Genomic DNA, 25,810 nt, shown 5'->3' on the forward strand with positions numbered 1-25,810 from the left:
CGTAAGTCCCGGCCGATTGTGCAAAAAGCGAAGCGTTGCCGCTTCGCTTTCTACGCATGCTTTGTGTGTCGGTATCCGATCAGGATTCCGCGAACAGCGACATCACCGAATCGCCGCGGCGGATCCGCGAGAACGTCTCGGCCAGGAGGCTCGCGCTCGTCAGCGAGCGGATTTTCGAGCAGGCCAGCGATTCGGCGGACAGCGGGATCGTGTCGGTGACGACGAGTTCGTCGAGCGACGACGCGGCGATGCGCTCGGCAGCGCCACCCGACAGCACCGGGTGCGTCGCGTAAGCGAACACCTGCTTCGCGCCACGGTCCTTCAGCACTTGCGCGGCCTTGCAGAGCGTGCCGGCGGTGTCGACCATGTCGTCCATGATCACGCAGGTGCGGCCTTCGACTTCACCGATGATGTTCATCACTTCGGCAACGTTCGCCTTCGGGCGACGCTTGTCGATGATCGCGAGATCGCAGTTCAGCTGCTTCGCGAGCGCACGGGCGCGGACCACGCCGCCGACATCCGGCGACACGACGAGCAGATCCGAATAGTTCTGCTTGCGCAAGTCGCCGAGCAGGATCGGCGTTGCATAGATGTTGTCGACCGGAATGTCGAAGAAGCCCTGAATCTGGTCGGCGTGCAGATCCATCGTGATGATCCGCTCGACGCCGGCGATTTCCAGCATGTTCGCGACGACCTTCGCCGAGATCGCGACGCGCGCCGAACGCGGGCGGCGGTCCTGGCGGGCGTAGCCGAAGTAGGGGATGGCTGCGGTGATCCGGCCTGCGGATGCGCGCTTCAGCGCATCGACCATGATCATCAGTTCCATCAGGTTGTCGTTGGTCGGCGCGCACGTGGATTGCAGGACGAAGACGTCCTTGCCGCGCACGTTTTCCTGGATCTCGACCTGGATCTCGCCGTCGGAGAAACGGCTGACCATTGCTTTGCCGAGGGGAATTCCAAGAATATTGACGACTTCCTGAGCAAGCGCGGGATTCGCGTTGCCAGTAAAGACCATCAGGCCATCATGGCTGTGGCTGCTCATCGTGCACCTGCTTCGGGCTTGGGCGGGAAATGCGGGAAAATTTTTGGCAGGGGAGGAAGGACTCGAACCCTCGCATGCCGGAATCAAAATCCGGTGCCTTGACCAACTTGGCGACTCCCCTACACTCAACTTTGAACCTCGCCGGACTGTAGGTCATCCGACAAAGTAAAACTTCATGACGCGAAAGCGAAGAGCGGATGCTCGTTCAAACTCTCGGCAACTGCACCGTTCCAACCGGTGGGCAGATTGGCTTTCACCGCTTCTGCCTCCTGTTTGCTGCGAAACGCCGCAAACACGCTTGCTCCTGAGCCGGTCATCCTCGCGGGGGTCACATCATACAACCATTTGACCACCTGCGCAACTTCCACGTACTTACTTGTCACAACTTGCTGCATGTCATTCCGACCGAAACTGTCTGGCCATCCTGCGTCGCTGCTTTGTCGTGCAAGAAAGTCTGCTATTGTGACGGGCTTCGAATCTCTTGTCAACAACTTATCTGAAAAAATTTCAGCGGTTGGGACATGAACGCTTGGCGTCACAACCAAGAACCAGCGAGTCGGCAATTGTACCTCAGCTAATTCTTCACCGATACCCTCTGCGAACGCATTTTTTCCAAAAATAAAAAACGGCACGTCCGCGCCGAGTTTCACCGCGAGCGACTGCAATTCGGCGCGCGACAGATTCACTTGCCAGAGACGGTTCAGCGCGAGCAGCGTCGTCGCCGCATCGGAGCTGCCGCCGCCAAGGCCTGCGCCCATCGGCAGGCGCTTGTCGATTTCGATGTCGACGCCGGCCGTGGTGCCCGTGTGCGCTTTCAGCAGGTTCGCCGCGCGCACGACGAGATCGCTTTGCTCGGGCACGCCGGGCACGTCGGTCGCGCGCGCGACCTTGCCGTCGTCGCGCAGCGTGAAGTGCAGCGTGTCGCCCCAGTTCAGCAGCTGGAACACGCTTTGCAGGTCGTGGTAGCCGTTCGGGCGGCGGCCGGTGATGTGCAGGAACAGGTTGAGTTTCGCGGGCGCAAGGCAGTTGCGCAGCGAGCGGGTCGAGTCGGTCATGCTGGTGTCGTGTCGGGCTGCGTGCGTGCTCACTGGTCGAGCACGAGCTTGATGTCGAGCGGAGGGGTCTCGCGCACGAGGTTCACGCGCTTGACGCCGGTGGCCGGCGCATCCGCGTAGGCGAGGTAATCGATCGTCCAGCCATCCTGGCGGATCTGCTTGATGTGCGTGCCGTCGTCGGGATCGCGTACCGTCTGCGCGGGCGTCGCGGGGGCGGGCGTCGGCAGCAGCCAGTAGCGCAGGCCGGCGAGCGGCAACGCGAAGCCGAGCGTGTTCTGCATCAGCTCGCCGACGTCCGGCGCGAATTTCGGCTCGCGGTTCGGCAGTTCGAGCGACGCTTCGCGCGGCGACGACTTGACGATCGCGAGCGTCTGGCCGAGCGGGCTGCGCAGTTCGAGCGACACATCGTCGCCGTGTTCCTGCCAGTCGAAGTTGCCGTACACGTTCTGGGGCTTGCCGAGGCGGTCGCTGTACTGCACCGCGAAGCGGCCGTGATACGCGTGCGTCGCGGCGGTCTGCAGCACGCCGCCGGACGGCGCGCTCGCCGAAGGCGGCGTGCTCGCGCAGCCGGCGAGCGCGAGCGCTGCAGCGGCCGCGGCAGCGCCGCGCGCCACACGGGAAGACGGGGAAAACATCCGGAATCCCTGCATCAGAGACCGTTGATCTGGAGTCGCTTGAGCGTCTGCACGAGCGTGTCGTTGTCCGGCTCGAGCTTCTGCGCCGCGCGCAACGCGGTGCGTGCCTCGTCCTGTGCGCCGGCCTTCCACAGCACCTCGCCGAGATGCGCGCCGATTTCGGCATTCGGCTGCAGGTCGTACGCGCGCTGCAGGATCTTCGTCGCGCCGGCCGTGTCGCCCATCCGGTACTTCACCCAGCCGAGGCTGTCCATGATGTACGCGTCATTCGGCGCGAGGGCGACCGCCTTCTCGATCAGCTTGCTGGCCTCGGGCAGGCGCTGGTTGCGGTCGGCGAGCGAATAGCCGAGCGCGTTGTACGCCTGCGGGTTGTCGGGCTGCGTGCGGATCAATTCGCGCAGCTGCTTCTCCATCGTCGAGTAGTGGCCGGTCTTTTCGGCCGCCATCGCATAGTCGTAGCGCAGGTCCGGATCGTCCGGGAAATCGTCGACTGCCCGCGACAGGCGAGCTTCCGCTTCGTTGTACCGCTTTGCGGTGAACAGGATCGATGCGTCGGTGCGCGCGATCACGGCAGCGTCGCGCGGATCGGTGACCGACAGGTTGTCGAGCACCTTGCGCGCCTCGTCGGTCTTGCCCTGCTTCTGCAGCAGCTCCGCGCGCGTGATCTGCGCGGGGAGGTAGTGCTGGCTCGTCTGGTCGACCTTGTCGAGCCACTGCGACGCCTGCGCATCGTTGCCCTGGTCGATCGCGATCTGCGCGAGGTAGATGTAGCCCTGGCCGACGTCGAGATTCGAATCCTTCTCGCCGAGCTGCACGTACTGCTTCAGGTAGGCTGTCGCATCGTCGAACTTCTTCTGCTGGATCTTGATCAGCGCGAGCGCCATCAACGGCGTCGGGTCCTTCGAGTCGAGCTTGCGCATCGTCTCGAACTGTTTCCGCGCATCGTCGAGCCGGTCGTCGGCGAGATACAGCTGCGACAGCGCGAGGCGCGCGTCGCGCGACTTCGGATTCTGCTGAACATATTTCTCGAACGACGCGATGCCCGCCGCGCGCTCCGCCGGCCCCATCTGCGACAGCATCAGCGCCGCGGGCAGGTAGTCCGGCCGGAGCTGCAGCGCCTGCCTCAGCGACTGCGCGGCGCCATCCTTGTCGTCGACCGCGAGCTGCTGCCGGGCGATCGCGAGCTGCGCCTCGGGACGGTTCATGTCGTTCTTCAGCATGTCCTTCAGCACCGCTAGGCCGCCGACGCGGTCGGCACCGCGCGCAAGCAGCGCCTGCAGCGCGAGGATCGCGGGGCCGCGCGTGTCGCCGGTCGCGCGTGCCAGTTCGCGCGCGAGCATCGGCTGCGCGTCGGCCGGCTTGCCGGAGAGCACCAGCAGCGCGGCGTCGACCTGCGACGCGCGGCTCGAATCGGGCGCGTACTGCAGCCACAGGTTCGCGGCGGACAGCGCGTCGGCCGGGCTCTGCGCGCCGAGCGCGATTTCGGTCGCACGCTGCGCCATGCGCGGATCGTGCGTGTCGCGTGCGAGCGCGAGGTAGGTCTGGAACGCAGGCGCCGGCTGGTTGCGCTGCAGCGCCACTTCGGCGGCGAGCACCTGGTAGACGATCTGGCTCGTCAGCGCGACGTTCGGGAGATCCTTTTTCTCGTCCGGCAACACGTGATCGAACGCGCTCTGAGACTCGGCATCGTCCGGAGCCGGATCCTGTGCGTGAGCCGGGAAGGCGGCGAGCGTCCATGCGGCGACCAGCGCGGCGCCGAGCGCGCGGCGGATCGGGAAGACACGCGAGCCACGCGCAGCGGCGGTGGCGGGGCGCTTCTGAAGCAGCTTCGAGGGCAGAGTCATGGAAATCCGTTCGATGTTTCAGCCGATTGTAACGCGCTCGCTACAATACACGCACGATCGTCATCATCGAGCTTAAGACCCCAAGAACATGCCAGAGTTGCCAGAAGTCGAAGTGACGCGCCGGGGTATCGAACCCTTTGTCGCGGGCCGCCGCGTCGAGCGCGTCGACGTGCGTACCGCGATGCTGCGCTGGCCCGTGCCCGCCGGGCTTGCGGAACAGTTGCGCGAGCGCGAGGTGCTTGGCGTCGAGCGGCGCGGCAAGTATCTGCTGTTCGAAGTCGATGCCGGCTGGTTCATCGTGCACCTCGGCATGACGGGCACGCTGCGCGTGCTGCCGACGGCCGGTGCACCGCCCGCCGCCGCCAAGCACGACCACATCGACTGGATTTTCGACGAGTTCGTGCTGCGCTTTCGCGATCCGCGGCGTTTCGGCGCCGTGCTGTGGCATCCGCGCGAGGCCGGTGACGTGCACGCCCATCCGCTCCTCGCCGGCCTCGGCGTCGAGCCTTTTTCGCCGGCCTTCACCGGCGCGCTGCTCCACGCGCGCACGCGCGGGCGTTCCGTGTCGGTCAAGCAGGCGCTGCTTGCGGGCGACATCGTCGTCGGCGTCGGCAACATCTACGCGTCGGAGAGCCTGTTCCGCGCGGGCATCCGGCCGACCACCGCGGCCGGCAAGGTGTCGCTGCCGCGCTACGAGCGGCTCGCCGTTGCCGTGCGCGCGACGCTCGCCGATGCGATCGACCGCGGCGGCAGCACGCTGCGCGATTTCGTCGGCAGCAACGGCGAGAGCGGCTACTTCCAGCTCGACTGCTTCGTTTATGATCGCGCCGGGCAGCCTTGCCGCGTGTGCGGCACGCCGATCCGGCAGATCGTGCAGGGCCAGCGGTCGACCTACTATTGTCCGGCCTGCCAGCGTTAAACCTTTCGCCACATTCTTGAAACCTTGAAGCCACCCCGTACCGCTCCCGCTCCGTTTCCCGTCACACCGCTGCACCGCACGTTCGCCACACGCCTGATCGCGTGGCAGCGCGTGCACGGGCGCCACGACCTGCCGTGGCAGAACACGCGCGACCCGTATCGCATCTGGCTGTCGGAAATCATGCTGCAGCAGACGCAGGTATCGACCGTCGTGCCGTACTACCTGCGCTTTCTCGAACGCTGCCCCGACGTTGCCGCGCTCGCGGCCGCGCCGATCGACGACGTGATGGCGCTGTGGGCCGGCCTCGGCTACTACTCGCGCGCGCGCAACCTGCATCGCTGCGCGCAGGTCGTGGTTGCCGAGCATGGCGGCGCGTTTCCGTCGACGCCGGACGCGCTCGCCGAACTGCCCGGCATCGGCCGCTCGACCGCCGCGGCGATCGCGTCGTTCGCGTTCGGCGCGCACGCGACGATTCTCGACGGCAACGTGAAGCGCGTGCTCGCACGGGTGTTCGGCGTCGAGGGGTTCCCGGGCGAAAAGCGCGTCGAGAACGACATGTGGGCGCTTGCCGAATCGCTTTTGCCCGACGCCGCGAACGCGGCCGACGTGAGCGCCTACACGCAGGGGCTGATGGATCTCGGCGCGACGCTGTGCGTGCGCGGCAAGCCGGATTGCGCGCGCTGCCCGTTCGCGGGGGATTGCGTCGCGCAGTCGACGGGCCGCCAGCGCGAGTTGCCGGCCGCGCGTCCGAAGAAGAAGGTGCCGACGAAGAAGACGTGGATGCTCGTGCTGCGCGACGGCGATGCGGTGCTGCTCGAGCGGCGTCCGCCCGCCGGCATCTGGGGCGGGCTCTGGAGCCTGCCGGAAGCCGATGGCGATGCCGCGCTGGCTGCGCGCGCGCGCGGATTCGGCGGCGGCGGCCCGGTGCCGCTCGCGCCGCTGACGCACACGTTCACGCACTTCAAGCTCGAGATCGAGCCGCGGTTGAGCGAGATGGGTGACGGTAGCGGCGAACCCGTCGTGCAGGACGCGCAGACTGCGTGGGTGCCGCTGAGCGGCCTCGACGCCTATGGCGTGCCCGCGCCTGTGCGCAAGCTGCTCGCCGGATTGGGCGGTTCGCTGTTGTGACTGCAGTCGTGACGTAACGCTGGGCGCGCGCCGCGGTGCGCGCTCTGTCGCGTCAGAGCCAGCCGTGCCGGTTCAGCACGTGATGCACGGCGTCGATGCGCGCACCGACGTCGGGAAACTCCATCAGCTTCTGCCGCGCGCGCAGGTCGAGCGGCAGCAGTTCGGCGAGACGGTTCGACACCCAGCTCGGATCGTCGAGCCGGAACGGCTCGCAGAACGGCAGCTTCTCCTTTTCCTTGTCGATCTTCTGTTTCAGCGCATCGATGATGCGTTCCAGCACCTCGGCGCATGCACCGAACTGCGCGAGCGCCTGCTCGCCCTCGAGCGGAATGTCGTCGGGCAGCGGTTCGGCGATGCCGACGAGCAGCCCGTTGGCCTCGACGCGATACGACAGCAGCTCGAAGCGCTGCGTGCCGATTGCCTGCAGAAACAGCATTCCGAATTCGCCGGTGTCGCATTCGACGATGCGCGCCATGCAGCCGATCGTTTCGGGCACCGACACGGCGCCTTCCTGCGCGACTTCCGGCCCGCTCTTCAGCAGGCAGACGCCGAACGGCGCGTCGTCGCGCAGGCACGCGCGCGACATGTCGAGATAACGCGCCTCGAAGACCTTGAGCGGCAGCAGGCCTCCCGGAAACAGCACCGTATGCAGCGGAAACAGCGGCAGGTCGAGCAGGGTGGTCGATAGAGAGGACATGGCGCTTACGGAGAAGCGGCGTCGCTAAGGTCTGTCGACCTCGGTCACGAGCCGCGACGACGCGTCGACATCCACGGGCGCGTCACGATGCCGCACGATCACGTTCGCCTCGCGCGCGACGCGCGCGGCGAGCGTTTCCGCGATGAAGACCGAGCGATGCTGGCCGCCCGTACAGCCGATGGCGACGGTCAGGTAGCTGCGGTTGTCTTCGCGGAAGTGCGGTAGCCATTTGATCAGGAACGCATGGATGTCGTCGATCATCTGATGGACGATCGGCAGTGCGTCGAGAAACGCGATGACCGGCTGATCGAGCCCGGTGAGCGGGCGCAATTCATGGTCGTAATACGGGTTCGGCAGCGCCCGCACGTCGAACATCAGGTCGGCATCGAGCGGCACGCCGCGCTTGAAGCCGAACGATTCGAACATCAGCATCAGATCGTTGTTCTTCTGCTCGATGAAGCGTTTGACCCAGGTGCGCAGCGCGTTCGCGCGCAGGTTGCTCGTGTCGATCTGGTGGCCGAATTCGGCGAGCGGCGCGACGAGTTCGCGCTCGCGCTCGATTGCCTCCTCGAGCGACGACAGCAGGCCGACGTCGGCGTCGTGCGACGGGGAGCCGGACAGCGGATGCCGGCGGCGCGTTTCGGAAAAGCGCTGGATCAGTGCCGGGGTGCTCGCATTGAGGAACAGCACGCGCACGTCGTGGTCGCACGACAGCGTGCGGATCAGGCCGGGCATTTCGTCGAGCGATGCGCTCGAACGTGCGTCGATCGCGACCGCGAGCCGCTGCTGGCCCGCTTCGGCGAGGTAGCGGGTCAGCTCGGGCAGCACGTGCGGCGGCAGGTTGTCGACGCAGTAGTAGCCTGCGTCCTCCAGCGCGTTCAGCGCGACGGATTTGCCGGAGCCGGAAATGCCGGTGATGAGAACTATGCGCATGGGAAGCAGAAAATCCTGACGTTTCATCATAGCACCGGCAAGACGCGCCCGCGCTGCGCGGCCGGCCGGCGCAAGCCTGTTGTCGGTATGGACAGCCCCTATACGAGCTTGCCGGGGAACTGGCTATCCGGATCTTGCATTGCGAGTCGTTGCCGATCCATGAAATCGCGCAACGTGTCGATTCCGCGCAACTGCAGGATCGTGTTGCGGACCGCCGCCTCGACGAGCACCGCGAGGTTGCGGCCGGCCGCGACCTGGATCGTGACCTTGCTGATCGGCAAACCGAGCACGTCGACGGTCTGGCTTTCGAGCGGCAGGCGCTGGAACTCGCCGTCGGGGCGGCGCACGAGCTGAACGATCAGCTTCAGCTTCATTTTCCGGCGCACGGCAGTCTCGCCGAAGATCGTCTTGATGTCGAGGAGACCGAGGCCGCGCACTTCGAGCAGGTTCTGCAGCAGCGGCGGGCAGCGGCCTTCGACGAAATCGGGGCCAAGACGGACGAAGTCGACCGCGTCGTCGGCGACGAGGCCATGCCCGCGGCTGATCAGCTCGAGGCCGAGTTCGCTCTTGCCGAGGCCCGAGTCGCCCGTGAGCAGCACGCCCATCCCGAGGATGTCGAGGAACACGCCGTGCAGCGTCGCGCGCGGCGCGAGGATCCGCGACATGTACAGGCGCAGACTGTCGATCACCGCGGCGGCCGACATCGGCGTCGTGAACAGCGGGGTCGACGAGCGCGTGCAGCGCAGCACCAGTTCGGGCGGCGCGGCGGCGCCGCCGGCGACGACGAGGAACGGCGGCTCGAGGGCGATCAGTTCGGCCATGTGGCGCGAACGGTCCTCGTCGGTCTGCCGCTGGTAGTAGTCGATCTCGGCTTCGCCGAGCACCTGGATCCGGTTCGGGTGAATGAGGTTCAGGTGGCCGACGAGGTCGGCGCTCGACGTCGCATTGGCGACGGTGTCGGCCGAAAAACCGCGTTCCCAGCCTTCATGCCCCGTCAGCCAGCTGAGTTTCAGCGTGGCCGCGTTGTCGTCGAAGATGCTCTGGGCGTTGATGCTGGACGTATCCATGACTCCGTCACTCCAATGAGCCGGTGCGTGCGCGCGGCGACGGGCGTCGCCATGCCGGGCCGGCGCCGGGCGGCCCGGGACGGCGGCTTGCGCCGCCTCGTTCGGGGAAATGTACCGCCCGGATCAACTCAAGGTTGCCACTGAGTGAGCAGGCTATGCAACTCGACGCGATCCGTTTCGTTGTGCAAACGCTCGCGCGCGTCGCGGTCGGACAGCAGCTGCGCGATTTCCGACAGGATTTCGAGGTGCTGCTGGGTGGCTTGCTCGGGGACGAGCAGGAAAATCAGGAGGGAAACCGGCTGGCCGTCGGGCGCCTCGAACGGAATCGGATCGGCGAGCCGCACGAACGCGGCGAGCGGATGCTTGAGGCCCTTGATGCGCCCGTGCGGAATCGCGACGCCTTCGCCAAGCCCGGTCGAGCCGAGGCGCTCGCGCGCGAACAGGTTGTCCGTGACGGTGCTGCGGGCGACGCCGTTCTGATTCTCGAACATCAGCCCGGCTTGTTCGAAGACGCGCTTCTTGCTGGTGACGGAGAGGTCGATGACGACGTTCTCTAGGGGCAGGATTTTGGCTAGGCGATTCATGTTGGCAGGCGATTGGGCGGCCTGGGGTCTCCTCGCGGCGGCAGACTGATTATCCATGGTTGGCAATATCAAGGCGTTTGGCGATGGAGACCTGCAAGGCACGGCGACCGTACCCAACGCCCCCCGGCAATAACCGGAGCATTATAGAACACAGCCGAGCGCGTGGCGCGACGCGCTCGGGCGGCTGGCGCGAGTGGGGCACGGTGCCCGCGGCGTAGTGCGCGGACATAAAGCGCGGACATAAAAAAACCGCCCGGCGAACCGGGCGGCGTGCTGATGCGATGAAGCGGTCATGAAGCGGTCATTGCGGCGGCAGTTCGATCTGTTCGAATTGCTCGACCGCCGGCTGAAGCTTGATCGGATCGTGTGCGTGCGTTTGCAGGCGCTCCATGTGCTTGACGACCTGGCGGTCCAGCTTGTCGATCAGCAGATCGATGGCCGCATACAGGTTGCCGTTTGCGCTTTCGACGAAGATGTCCTTGCCCTTCAGGTGCAGATTGATTTCCGCGCGTTGTTGCCTGTCCTTTTCCTTGTGGTTGTCGACCGAGAGGATCACAGTGCCATCGATCACCTGATCGCTATGCCGTAGCACCCGGTCCAGCTTGGTGATCACGTATTCGCGAATTGCAGGCGTGACTTCGAGATGATGTCCACTGATCTTCAGGTTCATAGTGCTTCTCCAAGCGAGTGACCACCAATCCGCTTCGATGCGGTCGTCCGGTCGACTTGCCCGTGCCGCCCGAGGCGGCCGAGTGCGGACAGGTCGTCCGGCTTGTCCGCCGAATGCGCGGCGGCCGGAACACGCCTGCCGCCGGGCAGGCAGCAGGCTTAAAGAGACTTGCGCAGATTTACTGCCGGGATCTTGAGGGCTTCGCGATACTTGGCAACCGTGCGGCGCGCGACCACGAAGCCTTGTTCTGCCAGCAGTTCGGCAATTCGGCTGTCCGAAAGAGGCGATTTTGTGTCTTCGGCTCCTATCAGTTGCTTGATCAGGGCACGGATGGCGGTTGACGATGCGGCGCCACCGGTGTCGGTCGAGACGTGCGATCCGAAGAAGTACTTAAATTCAAGCGTCCCGAACGGGGTCAGCATGTACTTCCCGGTTGTCACACGGCTGACAGTTGACTCGTGTAGGCCCAGCGTATCAGCAATCTCCCGCAAAACCAAGGGGCGCATCGCAATTTCGCCGTGCGCAAAGAAATTCTTCTGACGTTCGACAATAGCCTGCGCGACGCGCAGGATCGTGTCGAAGCGCTGCTGGATATTCTTGATCAGCCAGCGCGCTTCCTGCAGTTGCTGCTTGAGCGAACCGGCGGACGGATCGCCGCGGCTGTTGCGCAGGATGTTTGCGTAGAGGTTGTTGATCCGCAGGCGCGGCACGACTTCGGGATTGAGTTCCGCCTGCCAGCCCTGGCCGACCTTCTTCACGATGATGTCGGGCACGACGTAGTCGGCCTCGGCCTTGCCGTATGCGGCGCCGGGGAACGGCTCCAGCGAGCGGATCAGCGCGTGCGCGTCGCGCAGCGCGTCGTCGGTCGCCTTCAGGTGCTTGCGCAACCGTGTGAAGTCGCGCGCGGCCAGCAGCTCGAGGTATTGCGACACGATCTCGAGCGACAGCGTGCGCGCCGGGGACGGATCGAGCCGCAGCAGCTGCAGCTTCAGGCATTCGGACGCCGAGCGGGCGCCGACCCCGGCCGGGTCGAAGCTGTGCAGCAGCGCGAGCGCGGCGTTCAATTCGTCGCAGTCGACCTCGAGCTCGGGCGGCAGGTCGGCGAGCACCTCGTCGAGCGTCGCGGTCAGGTAGCCGTCGTCGTCGAGCGATTCGATCAGGAACATCACGAGCGCGCGGTCGCGCGGCCCGGCCTGCGTGACGCGCAGCTGCGCGGACAGGTGGTCGCGCAGCGACGTCGCGGCTTCCTGCACCTGCAGCGGCGGGAGGTCGTCGTCGTCGGACGCGCCGCTCGCGCGGCCGAATTCGTCGAGGTTCCACTGCGGCCCGTCGCCGCTGTCGCTGTTTGCGTAGCCGTCGTAATCGTCGCCGCCGGCGGACTCGTCGCGTTCGGCGCGCTCGCCGGTCTGGCCGGTGCCATTGGTGCCCGCCATCGGCTCGGGGTTCGACGCGGGCGGCGTCTGCGCGATCAGCGAACCGTCCGCTGCGACGCGCAGCGGGCTCGCGATCCATTCGTCGTCGTTCTCGAGCAGCGGATTCTGGGCGACCGCCATCGCCACTTCCTGCTGGAGTTCGAGCGTCGACAGCTGCAGGAGCCGGATCGACTGCTGCAGTTGCGGCGTCAGCGCCAGGTGTTGCGACAGGCGGAGTTGAAGGCTGGCTTTCATGGCAAGAAGGGAGTCATACCCGGAGTTTGCCACGACGCAGGCGCGTTGGGCCATCCGCGATTACGCGCGGCGGTGCGGCCGGGCGCGGAATGGGACAACACGCGGCAAAACGGGGCGCGGCCCCGCGCGGCAGAGCCGGGCGGGGCCGCGCAGAGCGTTGCCGTGACGGCGCGTTACATGCGGAAGTGTTCGCCGAGGTACACGCGGCGCACGCTTTCGTTCTCGATGATTTCGCTCGGGGCGCCGGCCGCGAGCACCGAGCCGTCGCTGATGATGTACGCGTGGTCGCAGATGCCGAGCGTTTCGCGCACGTTATGGTCCGTGATCAGCACGCCGATGTTGCGCTGCTTCAGGAACTTGACGATCTTCTGGATCTCGAGCACCGCGATCGGGTCGACGCCCGCGAACGGCTCGTCGAGCAGGATGAAGCTCGGGTTGGTCGCGAGCGCGCGCGCGATCTCGACGCGCCGGCGTTCGCCGCCCGACAGCGACAGCGCCGGATTCTCGCGCAGGTGGCCGATCTGCAGTTCGTCGAGCAGCGCCTCGGTGCGTGCCGCGATCGCGTCCTTCGACAGCCGCTTGCCGTCGTCGCCGTATTGCAGCTCGAGCACCGCGCGGATGTTCTCCTCGACGGTCAGCTTGCGGAACACGGACGCTTCCTGCGGCAGGTAAGACAGGCCGAGCGACGCGCGCTTGTGGATCGGCAGCAGGCTGATCGAGCTGCCGTTCAGCGAGATTTCACCCGCGTCGAGCGGCACGAGCCCGACGATCATGTAGAACGACGTGGTCTTGCCGGCGCCGTTCGGGCCGAGCAGGCCGACGACTTCGCCGCTCTTCACGTCGAGCGACACGTCCTTGACGACGGTGCGCGAGCCGTAGCGCTTTTTCAGGTTGCGGACGACGAGCGAGCTGCTGGTGCCGGCCGGCTGGCGGTTCGGTAGCGCGTTCATTGGCCAGGCGCTCCCTGGATCGCGTTCGACGGCGCGAGCTTGGCCGGCGCGCCGTTCAGCGGCGCGGGGCCGCCGTTCTTCGGCGACAGCATCGCGCGCACGCGGCCGTTCGGGTTGCCCGGCGCTGCAACGTCCTTGCCGCCCCGCGCGGTGTAGAAGTCGCGCTGGCCGTCGTACGTGACCACGCTGCCGTGCACGGTGTCGGCGATTGTCGACGTGCCCTGCAGGCGGCGCACCGTCGCCGCCGTCGTGAGCGTCGTCAGGTCCTGCTTGCCGTCGTAGTCGATGCGTTCCGAGTCGCCGTCGATGTATTCGTCGAGGCCTTCGCGCTTCTGGCGGAACGACGCGTGCTTCTTGCCGCTGCCGTACGACGTTGCGTACTGGTAGCCTTCCGGATCCTGCCGCACTTCGACGCGATCGCCCTTGATGACGATCGTGCCCTTCGTGATCACGACATTGCCGGTTGCGACGGTCACCTGCTTCAGGTCGTCATAGGTCAGGTTGTCCGCCTCGACGTTGATCGGCTTGTTCTGGTCGGCCTTCTCGGCATGGGCGAGCGGCGCCACCCCGGCCAGCGGGAGCGCGACGAGCGTCGCGGCGAGCGCGGCGCGGACGGCGCGCACGGCGCCGCCGGTATTCTGACGAGGGAACGATTCGTTCATGCAGTCACGTGAGGGATGCGTTACTTGGGTTGACCTTTCGAGCCGCCGGACGCGTCCGGCGCGGCAATCGTGCCGCGCACGTTGCCGTAAAGCTCGATGACCCGGGTGACGTTGTTGTACTTCATGCCGTCGGTCGCGTTGACGAGCGACAGGCCGCGCTGAAGTTTAACCGGCTTTTCGGTCTGGATCACATCGTCATTGACGAAGATCCGGAAATGCTGGGAATCCGCCTGCATCTGCGGATCGCCGCCGCCCGCCGCGCGCAGGATGCGCGCGTCGTCGTACAGGTCGACGATCGACACGTCGCCGTTGACGGTGCCGCGCTTCGCGGTGGTCGTCACGACCGGCTTGCCGGGCTGGAATGCGCGCATCGCCGGATCGGTCAGGTCGCTCGATTCGGTATCTTCGTAGTGGATCAGCTTCGCCGCCGTCAGCCGGTACTGGGTCGCGCCGGACTGGTCGAGCTCGGTGACCGAGAAGTTGTCGGCGAAGTAGTCGGGCGTGTGGCGCTTTTGCGGCGCGGGGCCTTCGCCGGGCGGTGGCAGCGTCGCCTGCAGCAGCCACCACGTGATGCCCGCGAGCGCCGCGACCGCGACGAGCGGCAGCAGCTGGGTCCAGCGGAAATGGGTGTTCATCCGTCAGGCTCCGCAGGCGGCTGCAAGCAGCGCGTCGTACCGGTGCTGCGCGCGCAGCACCGCGTCGCAGACTTCGCGCACGGCGCCCTGGCCGCCGCGGGCCTCGGCGACCCAGTGCGCACGGGCGATCACCTCGGGGTGCGCGTTCGCCGGCGCGGCCGCGAAGCCGCAGCGCAGCATCACGGGCAGGTCGGGCCAGTCGTCGCCCATGTAGCCGCACGCGTCGGCCGCGAGGCCGAGCGAGCCGGCCAGCTCGCCGAACACGGCGAGCTTGTTCTCGACGCCCTGGAACAGGTGCGTGATCTTCATTTCCTTCGCGCGCGCGGCGACGATCTCCGACTTCCGGCCGGTGATGATCGCGGTCGCGATGCCGACTTCGCCGAGCAGCTTCACGCCGTGGCCATCGAGCGAATTGAACGACTTCATCGCGTCGCCGGCGGCCGTAAACAGCAGGCCGCCGTCGGTCAGCACGCCGTCGACGTCGAAAATCATCAGTTTCACGCGGCTCGCGCGTTCGGCCGCGGTCAGCGGAGCGGTCATCAGATCACCTTCTTCGAGAACAGGTCGTGCATGTTCAGCGCGCCGATCAGCGCGCCGTCGGCATCGACCACCAGCATCTGGTTGATCCGGTGACGCTCCATCAGTTCCACGGCCTCGACCGCCAGATGGTCCGGCGCGATCGTACGCGGATTGCGTGTCATCACGTCGGCGATCGGCAGCGTGCGGAAATCGCCGTCGCGCGCGAGCACGCGGCGCAGGTCGCCGTCGGTGAAGATGCCCGCGACCTTGCCATCCGCGCCGACCACGGCCGTCATGCCCAGCCGCTTCGCGGTGATCTGGAACAGCGCGTCGGACAGCGTCGCGTCGAGCCCGACGGACGGGATCTCGTCACCGGTGCGCATCACGTCGCGCACATAGGTGAGCAGGCGCCGGCCGAGCGCGCCGCCCGGGTGCGAGCGCGCGAAATCCTCGGAGCCGAAGCCGCGCGCGTCGAGCACCGCGACGGCGAGCGCGTCGCCGAGCGCGAGCGCGGCCGTCGTGCTCGCGGTGGGCGCGAGGTTCAGCGGGCACGCTTCCTTCGACACCGCGGCGTTCAGGTTCACGTCGGCGAGCGTGCCGAGGCTGGAATCCGGGCGGCCCGTGATCGCGATCAGCTTCGCGCCGATCCGCTTGACGAGCGGCAGGATCGCGACGAGTTCTTCCGATTCGCCGGAGTAGGAGATGCCGATGAACACGTCGTCGGCCGTGACCATCCCGAGGTCGCCGTGGCTCGCCTCGGCCGGATGGACGAAGAACGCGGGCGTGCCGGTGCTGGCCAGCGTGGCCGCGATCTTGCGGGCGATATGCCCCGATTTACCGATTCCGGAGACCACTACGCGGCCGCCGCAGCCGAGCAGCAGCGCGACGGCCTTGACGAAGTCGCCGTCGAGCTGGTCGCGCAGCGCGCGCACGGCGTCCGCCTCGATGTCGAGCACGTCGCGGGCGAGCGCGAGCGCCCGATCATCATTGATTTTCGCTATCATGCGCGGAGTATAGCAAAGGCGTTTGTTCGCCGCGCCGGCACGTCGGACTCGTCCGAGGTCGCCTGACCACCGCCACCACCCGCGCCCGCATTGCCGTGGCCCCGACGAACGAGGACGCTTTGCCTGTGATTTCCCCGCTCGAAATGACGCTCATGCTGCTGCTGGCTTCGGTGGTGGGCGTCGTCGTGTTCCGCTCGCTGAACCTGCCGCCGATGCTCGGCTACCTGACCGTCGGCATCCTGGTCGGCCCGCACGCGTTCGGCATCGCGGCGGATCTCGAACGGGCCGAGCATCTCGCGGAATTCGGCGTGGTGTTCCTGATGTTCTCGATCGGCCTCGAGTTCTCGCTCGCGAAATTGCGGGCGATGCAGCGGCTCGTGTTCGGCCTGGGCCTGCTGCAGGTGGTCGCGACGCTCGTGCTCGCGCTCGTGCTCGGCCTGCTGTTCGAGCGCTGGGTGCACATCACGTGGCAGGGCTGCATCGCGCTCGGCGGCGCGCTCGCGATGTCGTCGACCGCGATCGTGTCGAAGATGCTCGCCGAGCGCCTCGAGATCGAGACCGAGCACGGCCGCAACATCTTCGGCGTGCTGCTGTTCCAGGATCTCGCGGTCGTGCCGCTCCTGATCGTGATCGCCGCGTTCGGCGCCGAGTCGTCGAAGGATCTCGCGCTGACGCTCGGGTTCGCGGCCGTCAAGATCGTGATCGCGCTGGCGCTGCTGCTGATCGTCGGGCAGCGCTTCATGACCCGCTGGCTCAACGTCGTCGCGCGGCGCCGCTCGCAGGAGCTGTTCGTGCTGAACCTGCTGCTCGTCACGCTCGGCGCCGCGTTCATCACCGACAAGTTCGGCCTGTCGCTCGCGCTCGGCGCGTTCATCGCGGGGATGCTCATTTCCGAGACGCCGTTCCGCCATCAGGTCGAGGAGGACATCAAGCCGTTCCGCGACGTGCTGCTCGGGCTGTTCTTCGTGACCACCGGGATGCTGCTCGATCCGCGCGTGATCTGGGAGCACCCGCTGCTCGTGCTCGGCTTCTTCTTCGGGCAGATCCTGTTCAAGGGGACGATGATCACGGGGCTCGCGCGGCTGTTCGGCGCGACGCCGGGCGTCGCGATGCGCACGGGCCTCGGCCTCGCGCAGGCCGGCGAATTCGGCTTCGTGCTGCTGAACCTGATCCTCGACCGGCATCTCGTCGATTCGACGCTGTTGCAGGCGATCCTCGCGTCGATGCTGCTGTCGATGCTCGCGGCGCCGTTCCTGATCCAGAACGCGGACCGGATCGTGATGCGGCTGTCGTCGACGGAATGGATGATGCAGTCGCTGCAGATGACCCGGATCGCGACGCAAAGCCTCAAGCAGCGCGGCCACGTGATCATCTGCGGCTACGGCCGCGCGGGCCAGAACCTGGCGCGGATGCTCGAACAGGAAGGCATCTCGTACGTTGCGCTCGATCTCGACCCCGATCGCGTGAGCGCGGCCGGGGCGGCCGGCGAATCGGTCGTGTTCGGCGACGCCGCGCGCCGCGAGTCGCTGCTCGCGGCCGGCATCCACCGCGCGGCGGCCGTTGCGATCACCTATGCGAACACGCCGTCGGCGCTGCGCGTGCTGCATCATGTGCACGAGCTCGAGCCGACGCTGCCGGCGATCGTGCGCACCGTCGACGACGCCGACCTCGAAAAGCTGCTCGCGGCCGGCGCGACCGAGGTGATTCCGGAAATCGTCGAAGGCAGCCTGATGCTCGCGTCGCATACGCTGGTGCTGGTCGGCGTGCCGATGCGCAAGGTCGTGCGGCGCGTCGAGGAGATGCGCGACGAGCGCTACAGCCTGCTGCGCGGCTATTTCCGCGGCGCCGACGACGCGGAGGACGACGACCACGAGCAGGTGCGGCTACAATCGGTGCCGGTCGACGCGCGCGCGGACGCGGTCGGGCGCTCGCTGGACGAGCTCGGGCTGTTCGCGCTCGGGCTCGAGGTGACGGCGATCCGCCGGCACGGGATCCGCGGTGTCGAACCGGATCCGCAGACCAAGCTGCGCGCGAGCGACATCGTCGTGCTGCGCGGGCTGCCCGAAGCGCTCGCGCTCGCGGAGGAGCGCCTGTCGCGCCACCGGCGGGAGCCGCCGGCCGCGGCGGTCTGAGCGTCGGCCATCCACATTCATAATCTGACCCGTATTATCGAACGGTGCCCGAAACGTCGCGCACCGTTTTTTTCGGAGAGTTTCATGCCGCATTCGTCGTCGGGGGCGCTGCTCGATCCTGCCGCCTTCATCCACAGCCAGATCCGCACGGTGCCCGACTGGCCGCAGCCGGGCGTGCAGTTCCGCGACATCACGACGCTGCTGCAGAGCCCGAAGGCGCTGCGCGTGCTCGTCGACCTGTTCGTCGAACGCTATGTCGACGCGAAGCTCGACTATGTCGCGGGCCTCGACGCACGCGGCTTCATCATCGCGCCGATCGTCGCGTACGAGCTGAGCGTCGGCTTCGTGCCGATCCGCAAGGTTGGCAAGCTGCCGTACAAGACGCAGCGCGAGTCGTACGACCTCGAATACGGCAGCGCGACCGTCGAGATCCACGAGGATGCGTGCCGGCCCGGCGACCGCGTGATCATCATGGACGACCTGATCGCGACCGGCGGCACGATGATGGCGGGGCGCAACCTGCTGCAGCGGCTCGGCGCGGTCGTCGTCGAGGGCGCCGCGATCATCGACCTGCCGGATCTCGGCGGCTCGGCGCTATTGCGCCAAGCGGGGCTGCCCGTCTATACCGTCACCGAGTTCGCCGGCCACTGAGCGCCGGCCCCCACGAAGCGAGGCCACGATGCCGAATTTCATGCTGTTTCTCGCCACGTCGATCGCGATCACGTTCGCGCCCGGCCCCGACAACCTGCAGGTGCTCGCGCGCGGCATCTCGCAGGGGCGTGCGGCAGGGCTCGTCGCCGCGCTCGGCTTCGCCGCCGGCGTGACGTTCCACACGACGCTCGCGGCGCTCGGCGTCGCGGCGGTGCTGCGTTCGTCGCCGGTCGCGTTCCAGATCCTGAAGCTCGCGGGCGCCGCGTACCTCGTGTGGATCGGCATCAAGGCGTTGCGCAGCCAGGGCCTCGCGACCGCGCACGCGCGTGAGCCGCAGCCGCTGTGGTCGATCTTCCGGCAGAGCGTGATCGGCAACCTGATGAATCCGAAGGTCACGCTGTTCTTCGTCGTGTTCCTGCCGCAGTTCGTCGATCCGCACGGCGCGCAGTCCGTGGCGCTGCAGATGTTCGAGCTCGGCGCGCTGTTCATGCTGCAGACGGCCGCGATCTTCTCGCTGTTCGGCGTGTGCGCGGGCGCGATCGGCGCGTGGCTGAAGCGCCGGCCGAAGGTCGGCGTGTGGCTCGACCGGCTCGCGGGCGCAACGTTCATCGCGATCGGCATCCGCGTCGCGCTGAAGGACTGACGGAGCGGCCGATGACGTTTCCCTGCATCGCCGCCGCGCGCCGTTTCGATCCGGCCGCGCACCTGCGCTTCGAGATCGCCGGCGTACCGGTCGGCTGGGTGCGCCGTGCGGACGCCGCACGGCTCGCGCGCTGGCCCGACGTGTTCGATCTGACGGGCGAGCGCGTCGTGCTGTCCGACCGCTACGACTCGGTCGATGCGCGCAGCATGGCGCTCGCGAGCGCGATCGGCGCACTGGCGGCCGAAGGCGCGATTCCCGGCTGGCGCGACGAGATCTATGCGATCCGCAACCGATTCGACGATCCGCCGCTCGCGTACATCGAGCGGGCCGCGTCGCGGTTCTTCGGTACGCAGACTTATGCGGTGCACCTGAACGGCATCGTAGAATATGCGGCTACGCCGGGGCAGGAAGGCAACGCGGCGGCGCCGCAGATGTGGCTCGGCCGCCGCAGCGCGACCAAGGCGACCGATCCAGGCATGCTCGACAACGTCGTCGCGGGCGGCATCGGCTGGGGGCTCGGCGTTCACGAGACGCTGACGAAGGAATGCTGGGAAGAAGCCGGCATTCCGGCCGAACTGGCGGCGCGCGCGATTGCGGGCCGCGCGGTGCAGGTGCTGTGCTCGCTGCCGGAAGGCACGCAGTCCGAACTGATCTTCGTCTACGACCTGCCGCTGCCGCGCGACTTCGCGCCGCACAACCAGGACGGCGAAGTCGCCGAGCACCTGCTGGCCGGCGTGCCCGAGGTGATCGGCTGGCTGCGGGACGGCGACGCGACGATGGATGCGAGCCTCGCGATGCTCGACACGTTGCTGCGGCACCGGTGGATCGCGTCCGCGGACGCGGCGGGGATCGACGCGCTGTTCGCGCCGGCGGCCTGACCGCCCGCGCCGGGTGTTACCGGCTGTACACGGGCGGCGCCGCACGGGCCATTTCACGAATACGGAAACGAAGGGAGTAGCGGTCATGTCGGCCGATCACAGCTTTATCTTGAAACTGTCGTGCCCCGACCGGCACGGCATCGTCCACGCGGTCTCGGGCTTCCTGTTCGAGCGCGGCAGCAACATCCTCGATTCGGCGCAGTTCGGCGACAGCCGCACCGGCGAATTCTTCATGCGCGTGCATTTCGACCAGGACGGCAGCGGTTCGGACGTCGCGACGGCGCTCGACGCGCTGCGCACGCAGTTCGCGCCGCTCGCCGAGCAGTTCGCGATGCGCTGGGAGATGCACGACGCGGCGGTGAAGCCGCGCGTCGTGATCATGGTGTCGAAGATCGGCCATTGCCTGAACGACCTGCTGTTCCGCTATCGCACGGGCCAGCTGCCGATCGAGATTCCGGCGATCGTGTCGAACCACAAGGATTTCTACCAGCTCGCCGCGAGCTACGACATCCCGTTCCATCACTTCCCGCTCGTCGGCGGCTCGTCCGACGCCGCGAAGGCCGCGCAGGAAGCGCGCGTGCTGGAAGTGATCGACGAGCACCGGGCCGACCTCGTCGTGCTCGCGCGCTATATGCAGATCCTGTCGCCGACCATGTGCGAGCAGCTCGCCGGGCGCGCGATCAACATCCACCATTCGTTCCTGCCGAGCTTCAAGGGCGCGAAGCCGTATTACCAGGCGTTCGACCGCGGCGTGAAGCTGATCGGCGCGACCGCGCACTACGTGACGACCGACCTCGACGAAGGCCCGATCATCGAGCAGGAAGTGGAGCGCGTCGACCACAGCATGACGCCGGACCAGCTGACCGCGATCGGCCGCGACGTCGAGTGCGTGACGCTCGCACGTGCGGTGAAATGGCACGTCGAGCATCGCATCGTGCTGAACGGGACGAAGACGGTCGTGTTCCGCTAACCCGCTGACGCGCCGTTCGCCTGCGTGAAATAAAAACGCCGCACCCGGCAACGGGTGCGGCGTTTCTTATTTGGATCCGGTGCCGCGAGGGGCAGCGGCGCAATACGTCAGATCAGCCGCAACATGTACAGCTCGCGCTTCAGGTACGCGTAGAAGATCGGCGCGGCGATCACGCCCGGCAGCCCGAACGCGGCTTCCATCACGAGCATCGCGAGCAGCAGCTCCCACGCACGCGATTCGATCTGGCCGCCGATGATCTTCGCGTTCAGGAAGTACTCGAGCTTGTGGATGACCACGAGGAACACGAGCGACGCGATCGCGGTGCCCATGCTGACCGACAGCGACACGGCGACGATCAGCGTGTTCGAGATCAGGTTGCCGATCACCGGCAGCAGGCCGACGATGAACGTGACGAGCACGAGCGTTTTCGACAGCGGCAGCCGCTGGTGGAAGATCGGCAGCGCGACGAGCAGGTAGAGGCCCGTGAAGAGCGCGTTGATCGCGGAGATCTTGATCTGCGCGAACACGACCCGGCGGAACGCGTCGGAGAACCGCGACACGCGCGTGACGAGCGCGGTCGACAGCGGCCGGCGCACCTTGCCGTGCTCGACGCCGATCGCGATCATCGCGCCGATGATCATCCCGAACAGCACGTGGCCGAAGCCGCGCGCGACGTTCTTGCCGCTTTGCTGCAGCTCGTCCATGTGCGCATGCATCATCACGGCGGCCTTCGCCTTCATCTGTTCGACGTCGACGGGCAGCAGGTTCGCGATCCAGGCCGGCGTGCGTGTGCGGGTCTGCTCGACGATCTGCATCACCTGGCCGAGCAGGTCCTGCAGGTTCGGCACCGCATGCTCGAAGTGGTCGATGATGCCGATCGTCAGGCCCGCGAGCCCGCCGACGATCGCGGCGGACAGCAGCACGACGGCGACCCAGCGCGCCCGCATGCTCGTCGTATGGCGCTCGATCACGGGCGCGATCGTGTGGATGAGCTGGTACACGAGCAGGCCGGCCAGCAGCCCGCCGAGCAGCTTCAGGTCGAGGACGAGCCACATCGCGACGAGCGCCAGCAGGTAGCTGCCGATCTCGATCGCCGACAGCTTCGGCAGGCTGAAGTCGCTCGTCAGCCGCACGCTGCGCAGGTGCGGCTCCTTGTTCTGCGCTTCGCGCGGCGACTCTTGTTTCTCCATCGTGTTTTCCTGTGTCGGCCGGAGTTGGCGCTTCAGCGCTTGCTCCGAGCCCATGCAAAGCGGTCGTTCGTGCGCCGGGCCTTGCGAGTCCGGCGGGCGGCGTCCGCCCGTCGCTGCACCGAATTGGTGCGGGTGGCGAACCTTACGACCGTAAAGTATAGCCGCCATTATGGTCCGCAACCGGGCGTTTGGCGCGTGGTGTAAACGCAGAAGGGAAAACGATGAAGCGCACGGCCGGCAGCGGCCGGTGGGCGAGGGAGGGGAAGCGGCGCGCGCGGCCGCCCGGCCGCGCGCGGTGGCGGGAGCCGGCTCAGCCCGCCGCGACCTTGCGGTTGTTGCGCTTGAGCAGCGGCGCGAGGTACTTGCCGGTGAAGCTCGCCTTCGTCTTCGCGACCTGCTCGGGCGTGCCCTGCGCGATGATCTGGCCGCCGCCGGCGCCGCCTTCGGGGCCAAGGTCGATCACCCAGTCGGCCGTCTTGATCACGTCGAGGTTGTGCTCGATGATCACGACCGTGTTGCCCTGGTCGCGCAGCCGGTGGATCACTTCGAGCAGCAGCGCGATGTCGTGGAAGTGCAGGCCGGTCGTCGGCTCGTCGAGGATGTACAGCGTGCGGCCCGTGTCGCGCTTGGACAGTTCCAGCGACAGCTTCACGCGCTGCGCTTCGCCGCCTGACAGCGTCGTCGCCGACTGGCCGAGCCGGATGTAGCCGAGGCCGACGTCGAGCAGCGTCTTCAGCTTGCGCGCGACGACGGGCACCGCGTTGAAGAACTCGTACGCGTGCTCGACGGTCATGTCGAGCACTTCGCTGATGTTCTTGCCCTTGTACTGGACTTCGAGCGTCTCGCGGTTGTAGCGCTTGCCGTGGCACACGTCGCACGGCACGTAGACGTCCGGCAGGAAGTGCATCTCGACCTTCAGCACGCCGTCGCCCTGGCACGACTCGCAGCGGCCGCCCTTCACGTTGAACGAGAAGCGGCCCGGATCGTAGCCGCGCTCCTTCGACGTCGGCACGCCCGCGAACAGCTCGCGGATCGGCGTGAACAGGCCCGTGTAGGTGGCCGGATTCGAGCGCGGCGTGCGGCCGATCGGCGACTGGTCGACGTTGATCACCTTGTCGAAGTGCTCGAGGCCCTCGAGCGCCTCGTGCGGCGCCGGCTCGGCGGCCGAGCCGTACAGGTGGCGCGCGACCGCGTGGTACAGCGTGTCGTTGATCAGCGTCGACTTGCCGGAACCCGACACGCCGGTGATGCAGGTCAGCAGCCCGACCGGCAGCTCGAGGTCGACGTGCTTCAGGTTGTTGCCGTGCGCGTCGACGATGCGCAGCATCCGTTCCGGATCGGGGGCGATCCGCTCGTCCGGATACTCGATCGTGCGCTTGCCGACGAGGTACTGGCCCGTCAGCGACTGCGGGTTCACCTGCACCTGCTTCGGCGTGCCTTCGGCGACCACCACGCCGCCGTGCTCGCCCGCGCCGGGGCCCATGTCGACCACGTAGTCGGCCGTGCGGATCATGTCTTCGTCGTGCTCGACGACGATCACCGAGTTGCCGAGGTCGCGCAGGTGCTTGAGCGTCGCGATCAGCCGGTCGTTGTCACGCTGGTGCAGGCCGATCGACGGTTCGTCGAGCACGTACATCACGCCGGTGAGGCCCGAGCCGATCTGCGACGCGAGCCGGATGCGCTGCGCCTCGCCGCCAGACAGCGTTTCCGCGCTGCGTTCGAGCGACAGGTAGTCGAGGCCGACGTTGTTCAGGAAGGTCAGCCGCGCGACGATTTCCTTGATCACCTTGTCGGCGATCTCGCCCTTCGCGCCTTCGAGCGTCAGCCCGTCAAAGTAGCCGAGCGCGTCGCGCAGCGGCCAGCTGCTGATTTCATAGATGCCGCGCGCGTAGTCGCCGGTGCCGACCCGCACGTGACGCGCCTCGCGGCGCAGGCGGGTGCCTTCGCACGACGGGCACGGCTGGTTGTTCTGGTACTTCGACAGCTCTTCGCGCACCGCGACCGAATCGGTCTCGCGGTAACGGCGCTCGAGGTTCGGGATGATCCCCTCGAACACGTGCTCGCGGATCGTCGTGCGGCCGCGCTCGTTCATGTACGAGAACGGGATCGTCTGCTTGCCGGAGCCGTACAGCAGCACCTTCTTGATCTTCTCGGGGAGATCCTCGAACGCGGCGTCGATGTCGAAATCGTAGAACGCCGCGAGGCTTTGCAGCATCTGGAAGTAGAACTGGTTGCGCCGGTCCCAGCCCTTCACCGCGCCGGCGGCGAGCGACAGCGACGGGTGTGCGACGACCCGCTTCGGGTCGAAGAACGTGATCTGGCCGAGGCCGTCGCATTCCGGGCACGCGCCCATCGGGTTGTTGAACGAGAACAGCCGCGGCTCGAGCTCCTGCAGCGAGTACGAGCAGATCGGGCACGCGAACTTCGAGCTGAACAGGTACTCCTTGTCGGTATCCATCTCGAGCGCGATCGCGCGGCCGTCGGCGAGGCGCAGCGCCGTCTCGAACGACTCGGCGAGCCGCTGCTTCATGTCCGGGCGCACCTTGAGACGATCGACGACGACATCGATCGTGTGCTTGTCGTTCTTCTTGAGCTTGGGCAGCGAATCGACCTCGTAGATCTTCGCGACGCCCTCGTTCGCGGTGCCGCCGCCCGAGCGCACGCGAAAACGCACGAAGCCCTGTGCCTGCATGTCCTCGAACAGCTCGGCGTGCTCGCCCTTGCGGTTCGCGACAACGGGTGCGAGGATCATCAGCTTGGTTTCGTCGGGCAGCGCGAGCGCGGCGTCGACCATCTGCGACACGCTCTGCGCTTCCAGCGGGATGTCGTGGTCGGGGCAGTACGGCGTGCCGACCCGTGCGTACAAAAGTCGCAGGTAGTCGTGGATTTCCGTGACCGTGCCGACGGTCGAACGCGGGTTGTGGGACGTCGCCTTCTGCTCGATCGAGATCGCGGGCGACAGGCCCTCGATCAGGTCGACGTCCGGTTTCTCCATCAGCTGCAGGAACTGGCGGGCGTACGCGGACAGGCTTTCCACGTAGCGGCGCTGGCCCTCGGCATAAAGGGTGTCGAACGCGAGCGACGACTTGCCCGATCCGGACAGCCCGGTAATCACGATCAGCTTGTGGCGCGGCAGGTCGAGATTGACGTTCTTCAGGTTGTGGGTACGCGCCCCACGGATACGGATTTGTTCCATGAACCTGGCGAAAAAGGAGGGAACCAAACCTGCTACTATAGCGGCTTTTCGAGACCGTCGTTCAGGGCTCCCAGCCTTTGCAGCAGCTGTCAGCAAGGCGGCGCCTGCGCCGGGACAGCCGCCCTGCCGCATGGCTCTG

At 66.9% G+C, this 25,810-nt stretch carries 24 protein-coding genes and 1 tRNA gene; 7 read left to right on the plus strand and 18 right to left on the minus strand.

The genetic code is table 11. The features are described from left to right. Positions 1–79: 79 nt before the first annotated feature. The 5 genes from ACV22Z_RS15110 to ACV22Z_RS15130 form a co-directional block, all read right to left on the minus strand. Positions 80–1,042: a ribose-phosphate pyrophosphokinase gene (locus ACV22Z_RS15110; RefSeq protein ID WP_448077101.1), complete on the minus strand. Its 963-nt coding sequence runs from the start codon at positions 1,040–1,042 to the stop codon at positions 80–82. 44 nt (positions 1,043–1,086) lie between these two features. After that, positions 1,087–1,163, minus strand: a tRNA-Gln gene (locus ACV22Z_RS15115). Positions 1,164–1,215: 52 nt separating this feature from the next. Continuing rightward, the gene (ispE, locus tag ACV22Z_RS15120; protein ID WP_448077102.1) at positions 1,216–2,097 is read right to left on the minus strand and encodes a 4-(cytidine 5'-diphospho)-2-C-methyl-D-erythritol kinase; all 882 of its coding nucleotides are present in this window, start codon (positions 2,095–2,097) and stop codon (positions 1,216–1,218) included. Positions 2,098–2,126: 29 nt separating this feature from the next. Further along, positions 2,127–2,747: a lipoprotein insertase outer membrane protein LolB gene (gene lolB, locus ACV22Z_RS15125; RefSeq protein WP_448077103.1), complete on the minus strand. Its 621-nt coding sequence runs from the start codon at positions 2,745–2,747 to the stop codon at positions 2,127–2,129. Then, complete coding sequence (locus tag ACV22Z_RS15130) at positions 2,747–4,576, minus strand: tetratricopeptide repeat protein (protein WP_448077104.1); 1,830 nt, start codon at positions 4,574–4,576, stop codon at positions 2,747–2,749. The genes lolB and ACV22Z_RS15130 overlap by 1 nt, the downstream gene beginning before the upstream one ends. Before the next feature lie 88 nt (positions 4,577–4,664). Between ACV22Z_RS15130 and mutM the strand changes: the two genes are divergently transcribed. Beyond that, a complete protein-coding gene (gene mutM / locus ACV22Z_RS15135; RefSeq protein WP_448077105.1) occupies positions 4,665–5,495 on the plus strand; it encodes a bifunctional DNA-formamidopyrimidine glycosylase/DNA-(apurinic or apyrimidinic site) lyase in 831 nt (276 codons plus the stop codon). Between the two features lie 24 nt (positions 5,496–5,519). Then, on the plus strand, positions 5,520–6,623 hold the full coding sequence (mutY, locus tag ACV22Z_RS15140; protein ID WP_448077106.1) for an A/G-specific adenine glycosylase: 1,104 nt from the start codon (positions 5,520–5,522) through the stop codon (positions 6,621–6,623). Between the two features lie 52 nt (positions 6,624–6,675). Here the strand turns inward: mutY and ACV22Z_RS15145 are convergent, their stop codons facing one another. The 11 genes from ACV22Z_RS15145 to kdsD all read right to left on the minus strand — a co-directional run bounded on the left by ACV22Z_RS15145 (position 6,676) and on the right by kdsD (position 16,011). Further along, positions 6,676–7,320, minus strand: a complete 645-nt coding sequence (locus ACV22Z_RS15145; protein ID WP_448077107.1) for an LON peptidase substrate-binding domain-containing protein — start codon at positions 7,318–7,320, stop codon at positions 6,676–6,678. Positions 7,321–7,344: 24 nt separating this feature from the next. Beyond that, positions 7,345–8,253 (minus strand): RNase adapter RapZ, encoded by a 909-nt coding sequence (gene rapZ / locus ACV22Z_RS15150; protein ID WP_448077108.1) that lies wholly within the window; start codon positions 8,251–8,253, stop codon positions 7,345–7,347. A 98-nt stretch (positions 8,254–8,351) separates the two neighbouring features. Then, positions 8,352–9,320 (minus strand): HPr(Ser) kinase/phosphatase, encoded by a 969-nt coding sequence (gene hprK / locus ACV22Z_RS15155; protein ID WP_010090664.1) that lies wholly within the window; start codon positions 9,318–9,320, stop codon positions 8,352–8,354. Positions 9,321–9,448: 128 nt separating this feature from the next. Next, positions 9,449–9,961 carry a PTS sugar transporter subunit IIA gene (locus ACV22Z_RS15160; RefSeq protein WP_448077109.1) on the minus strand — a complete coding sequence of 171 codons (513 nt, stop codon included), beginning with the start codon at positions 9,959–9,961 and terminating at the stop codon, positions 9,449–9,451. Positions 9,962–10,205: 244 nt separating this feature from the next. Further along, positions 10,206–10,574 (minus strand): ribosome hibernation-promoting factor, HPF/YfiA family, encoded by a 369-nt coding sequence (gene hpf, locus ACV22Z_RS15165; RefSeq protein ID WP_448077110.1) that lies wholly within the window; start codon positions 10,572–10,574, stop codon positions 10,206–10,208. 158 nt (positions 10,575–10,732) lie between these two features. Next, positions 10,733–12,241 carry an RNA polymerase factor sigma-54 gene (locus tag ACV22Z_RS15170; RefSeq protein ID WP_448077111.1) on the minus strand — a complete coding sequence of 503 codons (1,509 nt, stop codon included), beginning with the start codon at positions 12,239–12,241 and terminating at the stop codon, positions 10,733–10,735. Between the two features lie 173 nt (positions 12,242–12,414). Then, the gene (lptB, locus tag ACV22Z_RS15175; RefSeq protein ID WP_448077112.1) at positions 12,415–13,191 is read right to left on the minus strand and encodes an LPS export ABC transporter ATP-binding protein; all 777 of its coding nucleotides are present in this window, start codon (positions 13,189–13,191) and stop codon (positions 12,415–12,417) included. Beyond that, positions 13,188–13,853 carry a lipopolysaccharide transport periplasmic protein LptA gene (gene lptA, locus ACV22Z_RS15180; protein WP_448077113.1) on the minus strand — a complete coding sequence of 222 codons (666 nt, stop codon included), beginning with the start codon at positions 13,851–13,853 and terminating at the stop codon, positions 13,188–13,190. Before lptA ends, lptB begins: the two co-directional genes overlap by 4 nt. Before the next feature lie 20 nt (positions 13,854–13,873). Next, a complete protein-coding gene (lptC, locus tag ACV22Z_RS15185; protein WP_448077114.1) occupies positions 13,874–14,488 on the minus strand; it encodes an LPS export ABC transporter periplasmic protein LptC in 615 nt (204 codons plus the stop codon). Between the two features lie 3 nt (positions 14,489–14,491). Then, on the minus strand, positions 14,492–15,028 hold the full coding sequence (locus ACV22Z_RS15190) for a KdsC family phosphatase (protein ID WP_448077115.1): 537 nt from the start codon (positions 15,026–15,028) through the stop codon (positions 14,492–14,494). Continuing rightward, positions 15,028–16,011 carry an arabinose 5-phosphate isomerase KdsD gene (kdsD, locus tag ACV22Z_RS15195; RefSeq protein ID WP_448077116.1) on the minus strand — a complete coding sequence of 328 codons (984 nt, stop codon included), beginning with the start codon at positions 16,009–16,011 and terminating at the stop codon, positions 15,028–15,030. The genes ACV22Z_RS15190 and kdsD overlap by 1 nt, the downstream gene beginning before the upstream one ends. A 125-nt stretch (positions 16,012–16,136) precedes the next feature. Between kdsD and ACV22Z_RS15200 the strand changes: the two genes are divergently transcribed. From ACV22Z_RS15200 to purU, 5 genes are all read left to right on the plus strand, one after another. Then, complete coding sequence (locus ACV22Z_RS15200) at positions 16,137–18,143, plus strand: cation:proton antiporter domain-containing protein (RefSeq protein WP_448077292.1); 2,007 nt, start codon at positions 16,137–16,139, stop codon at positions 18,141–18,143. Positions 18,144–18,227: 84 nt separating this feature from the next. Then, positions 18,228–18,794 carry an adenine phosphoribosyltransferase gene (locus tag ACV22Z_RS15205; RefSeq protein WP_448077117.1) on the plus strand — a complete coding sequence of 189 codons (567 nt, stop codon included), beginning with the start codon at positions 18,228–18,230 and terminating at the stop codon, positions 18,792–18,794. A 28-nt stretch (positions 18,795–18,822) separates the two neighbouring features. Then, positions 18,823–19,437, plus strand: coding sequence for a LysE family translocator (locus ACV22Z_RS15210; protein ID WP_448077118.1), 615 nt, complete (start codon positions 18,823–18,825; stop codon positions 19,435–19,437). 11 nt (positions 19,438–19,448) lie between these two features. Then, complete coding sequence (locus ACV22Z_RS15215) at positions 19,449–20,315, plus strand: DUF4743 domain-containing protein (RefSeq protein WP_448077119.1); 867 nt, start codon at positions 19,449–19,451, stop codon at positions 20,313–20,315. An 85-nt stretch (positions 20,316–20,400) separates the two neighbouring features. Continuing rightward, complete coding sequence (purU, locus tag ACV22Z_RS15220; RefSeq protein WP_448077120.1) at positions 20,401–21,285, plus strand: formyltetrahydrofolate deformylase; 885 nt, start codon at positions 20,401–20,403, stop codon at positions 21,283–21,285. Positions 21,286–21,392: 107 nt separating this feature from the next. On the opposite strand, the gene ACV22Z_RS15225 is transcribed toward purU, so the two are convergent. Further along, on the minus strand, positions 21,393–22,475 hold the full coding sequence (locus ACV22Z_RS15225) for an AI-2E family transporter (protein WP_448077121.1): 1,083 nt from the start codon (positions 22,473–22,475) through the stop codon (positions 21,393–21,395). Between the two features lie 310 nt (positions 22,476–22,785). Continuing rightward, positions 22,786–25,671 (minus strand): excinuclease ABC subunit UvrA, encoded by a 2,886-nt coding sequence (gene uvrA, locus ACV22Z_RS15230; protein WP_448077122.1) that lies wholly within the window; start codon positions 25,669–25,671, stop codon positions 22,786–22,788. Positions 25,672–25,810 lie beyond the last annotated feature (139 nt).

It is taken from the genome of Burkholderia sp. PU8-34 (assembly GCF_053427725.1).

Excerpts from the sequence above, each read along its gene's own strand:
- ACV22Z_RS15110 (WP_448077101.1), bottom strand. The coding sequence starts at position 1,042 with ATGAGCAGCCACAGCCATGATGGCCTGATGGTCTTTACTGGCAACGCG.
- ispE (WP_448077102.1), bottom strand. The coding sequence starts at position 2,097 with ATGACCGACTCGACCCGCTCGCTGCGCAACTGCCTTGCGCCCGCGAAA.
- lolB (WP_448077103.1), bottom strand. The coding sequence starts at position 2,747 with ATGCAGGGATTCCGGATGTTTTCCCCGTCTTCCCGTGTGGCGCGCGGC.
- ACV22Z_RS15130 (WP_448077104.1), bottom strand. The coding sequence starts at position 4,576 with ATGACTCTGCCCTCGAAGCTGCTTCAGAAGCGCCCCGCCACCGCCGCT.
- mutM (WP_448077105.1), top strand. The coding sequence starts at position 4,665 with ATGCCAGAGTTGCCAGAAGTCGAAGTGACGCGCCGGGGTATCGAACCC.
- ACV22Z_RS15145 (WP_448077107.1), bottom strand. The coding sequence starts at position 7,320 with ATGTCCTCTCTATCGACCACCCTGCTCGACCTGCCGCTGTTTCCGCTG.
- rapZ (WP_448077108.1), bottom strand. The coding sequence starts at position 8,253 with ATGCGCATAGTTCTCATCACCGGCATTTCCGGCTCCGGCAAATCCGTC.
- hprK (WP_010090664.1), bottom strand. The coding sequence starts at position 9,320 with ATGGATACGTCCAGCATCAACGCCCAGAGCATCTTCGACGACAACGCG.
- ACV22Z_RS15160 (WP_448077109.1), bottom strand. The coding sequence starts at position 9,961 with ATGGATAATCAGTCTGCCGCCGCGAGGAGACCCCAGGCCGCCCAATCG.
- hpf (WP_448077110.1), bottom strand. The coding sequence starts at position 10,574 with ATGAACCTGAAGATCAGTGGACATCATCTCGAAGTCACGCCTGCAATT.
- ACV22Z_RS15170 (WP_448077111.1), bottom strand. The coding sequence starts at position 12,241 with ATGAAAGCCAGCCTTCAACTCCGCCTGTCGCAACACCTGGCGCTGACG.
- lptB (WP_448077112.1), bottom strand. The coding sequence starts at position 13,191 with ATGAACGCGCTACCGAACCGCCAGCCGGCCGGCACCAGCAGCTCGCTC.
- lptA (WP_448077113.1), bottom strand. The coding sequence starts at position 13,853 with ATGAACGAATCGTTCCCTCGTCAGAATACCGGCGGCGCCGTGCGCGCC.
- lptC (WP_448077114.1), bottom strand. The coding sequence starts at position 14,488 with ATGAACACCCATTTCCGCTGGACCCAGCTGCTGCCGCTCGTCGCGGTC.
- ACV22Z_RS15190 (WP_448077115.1), bottom strand. The coding sequence starts at position 15,028 with ATGACCGCTCCGCTGACCGCGGCCGAACGCGCGAGCCGCGTGAAACTG.
- kdsD (WP_448077116.1), bottom strand. The coding sequence starts at position 16,011 with ATGATAGCGAAAATCAATGATGATCGGGCGCTCGCGCTCGCCCGCGAC.
- ACV22Z_RS15205 (WP_448077117.1), top strand. The coding sequence starts at position 18,228 with ATGCCGCATTCGTCGTCGGGGGCGCTGCTCGATCCTGCCGCCTTCATC.
- ACV22Z_RS15210 (WP_448077118.1), top strand. The coding sequence starts at position 18,823 with ATGCCGAATTTCATGCTGTTTCTCGCCACGTCGATCGCGATCACGTTC.
- ACV22Z_RS15215 (WP_448077119.1), top strand. The coding sequence starts at position 19,449 with ATGACGTTTCCCTGCATCGCCGCCGCGCGCCGTTTCGATCCGGCCGCG.
- purU (WP_448077120.1), top strand. The coding sequence starts at position 20,401 with ATGTCGGCCGATCACAGCTTTATCTTGAAACTGTCGTGCCCCGACCGG.
- ACV22Z_RS15225 (WP_448077121.1), bottom strand. The coding sequence starts at position 22,475 with ATGGAGAAACAAGAGTCGCCGCGCGAAGCGCAGAACAAGGAGCCGCAC.
- uvrA (WP_448077122.1), bottom strand. The coding sequence starts at position 25,671 with ATGGAACAAATCCGTATCCGTGGGGCGCGTACCCACAACCTGAAGAAC.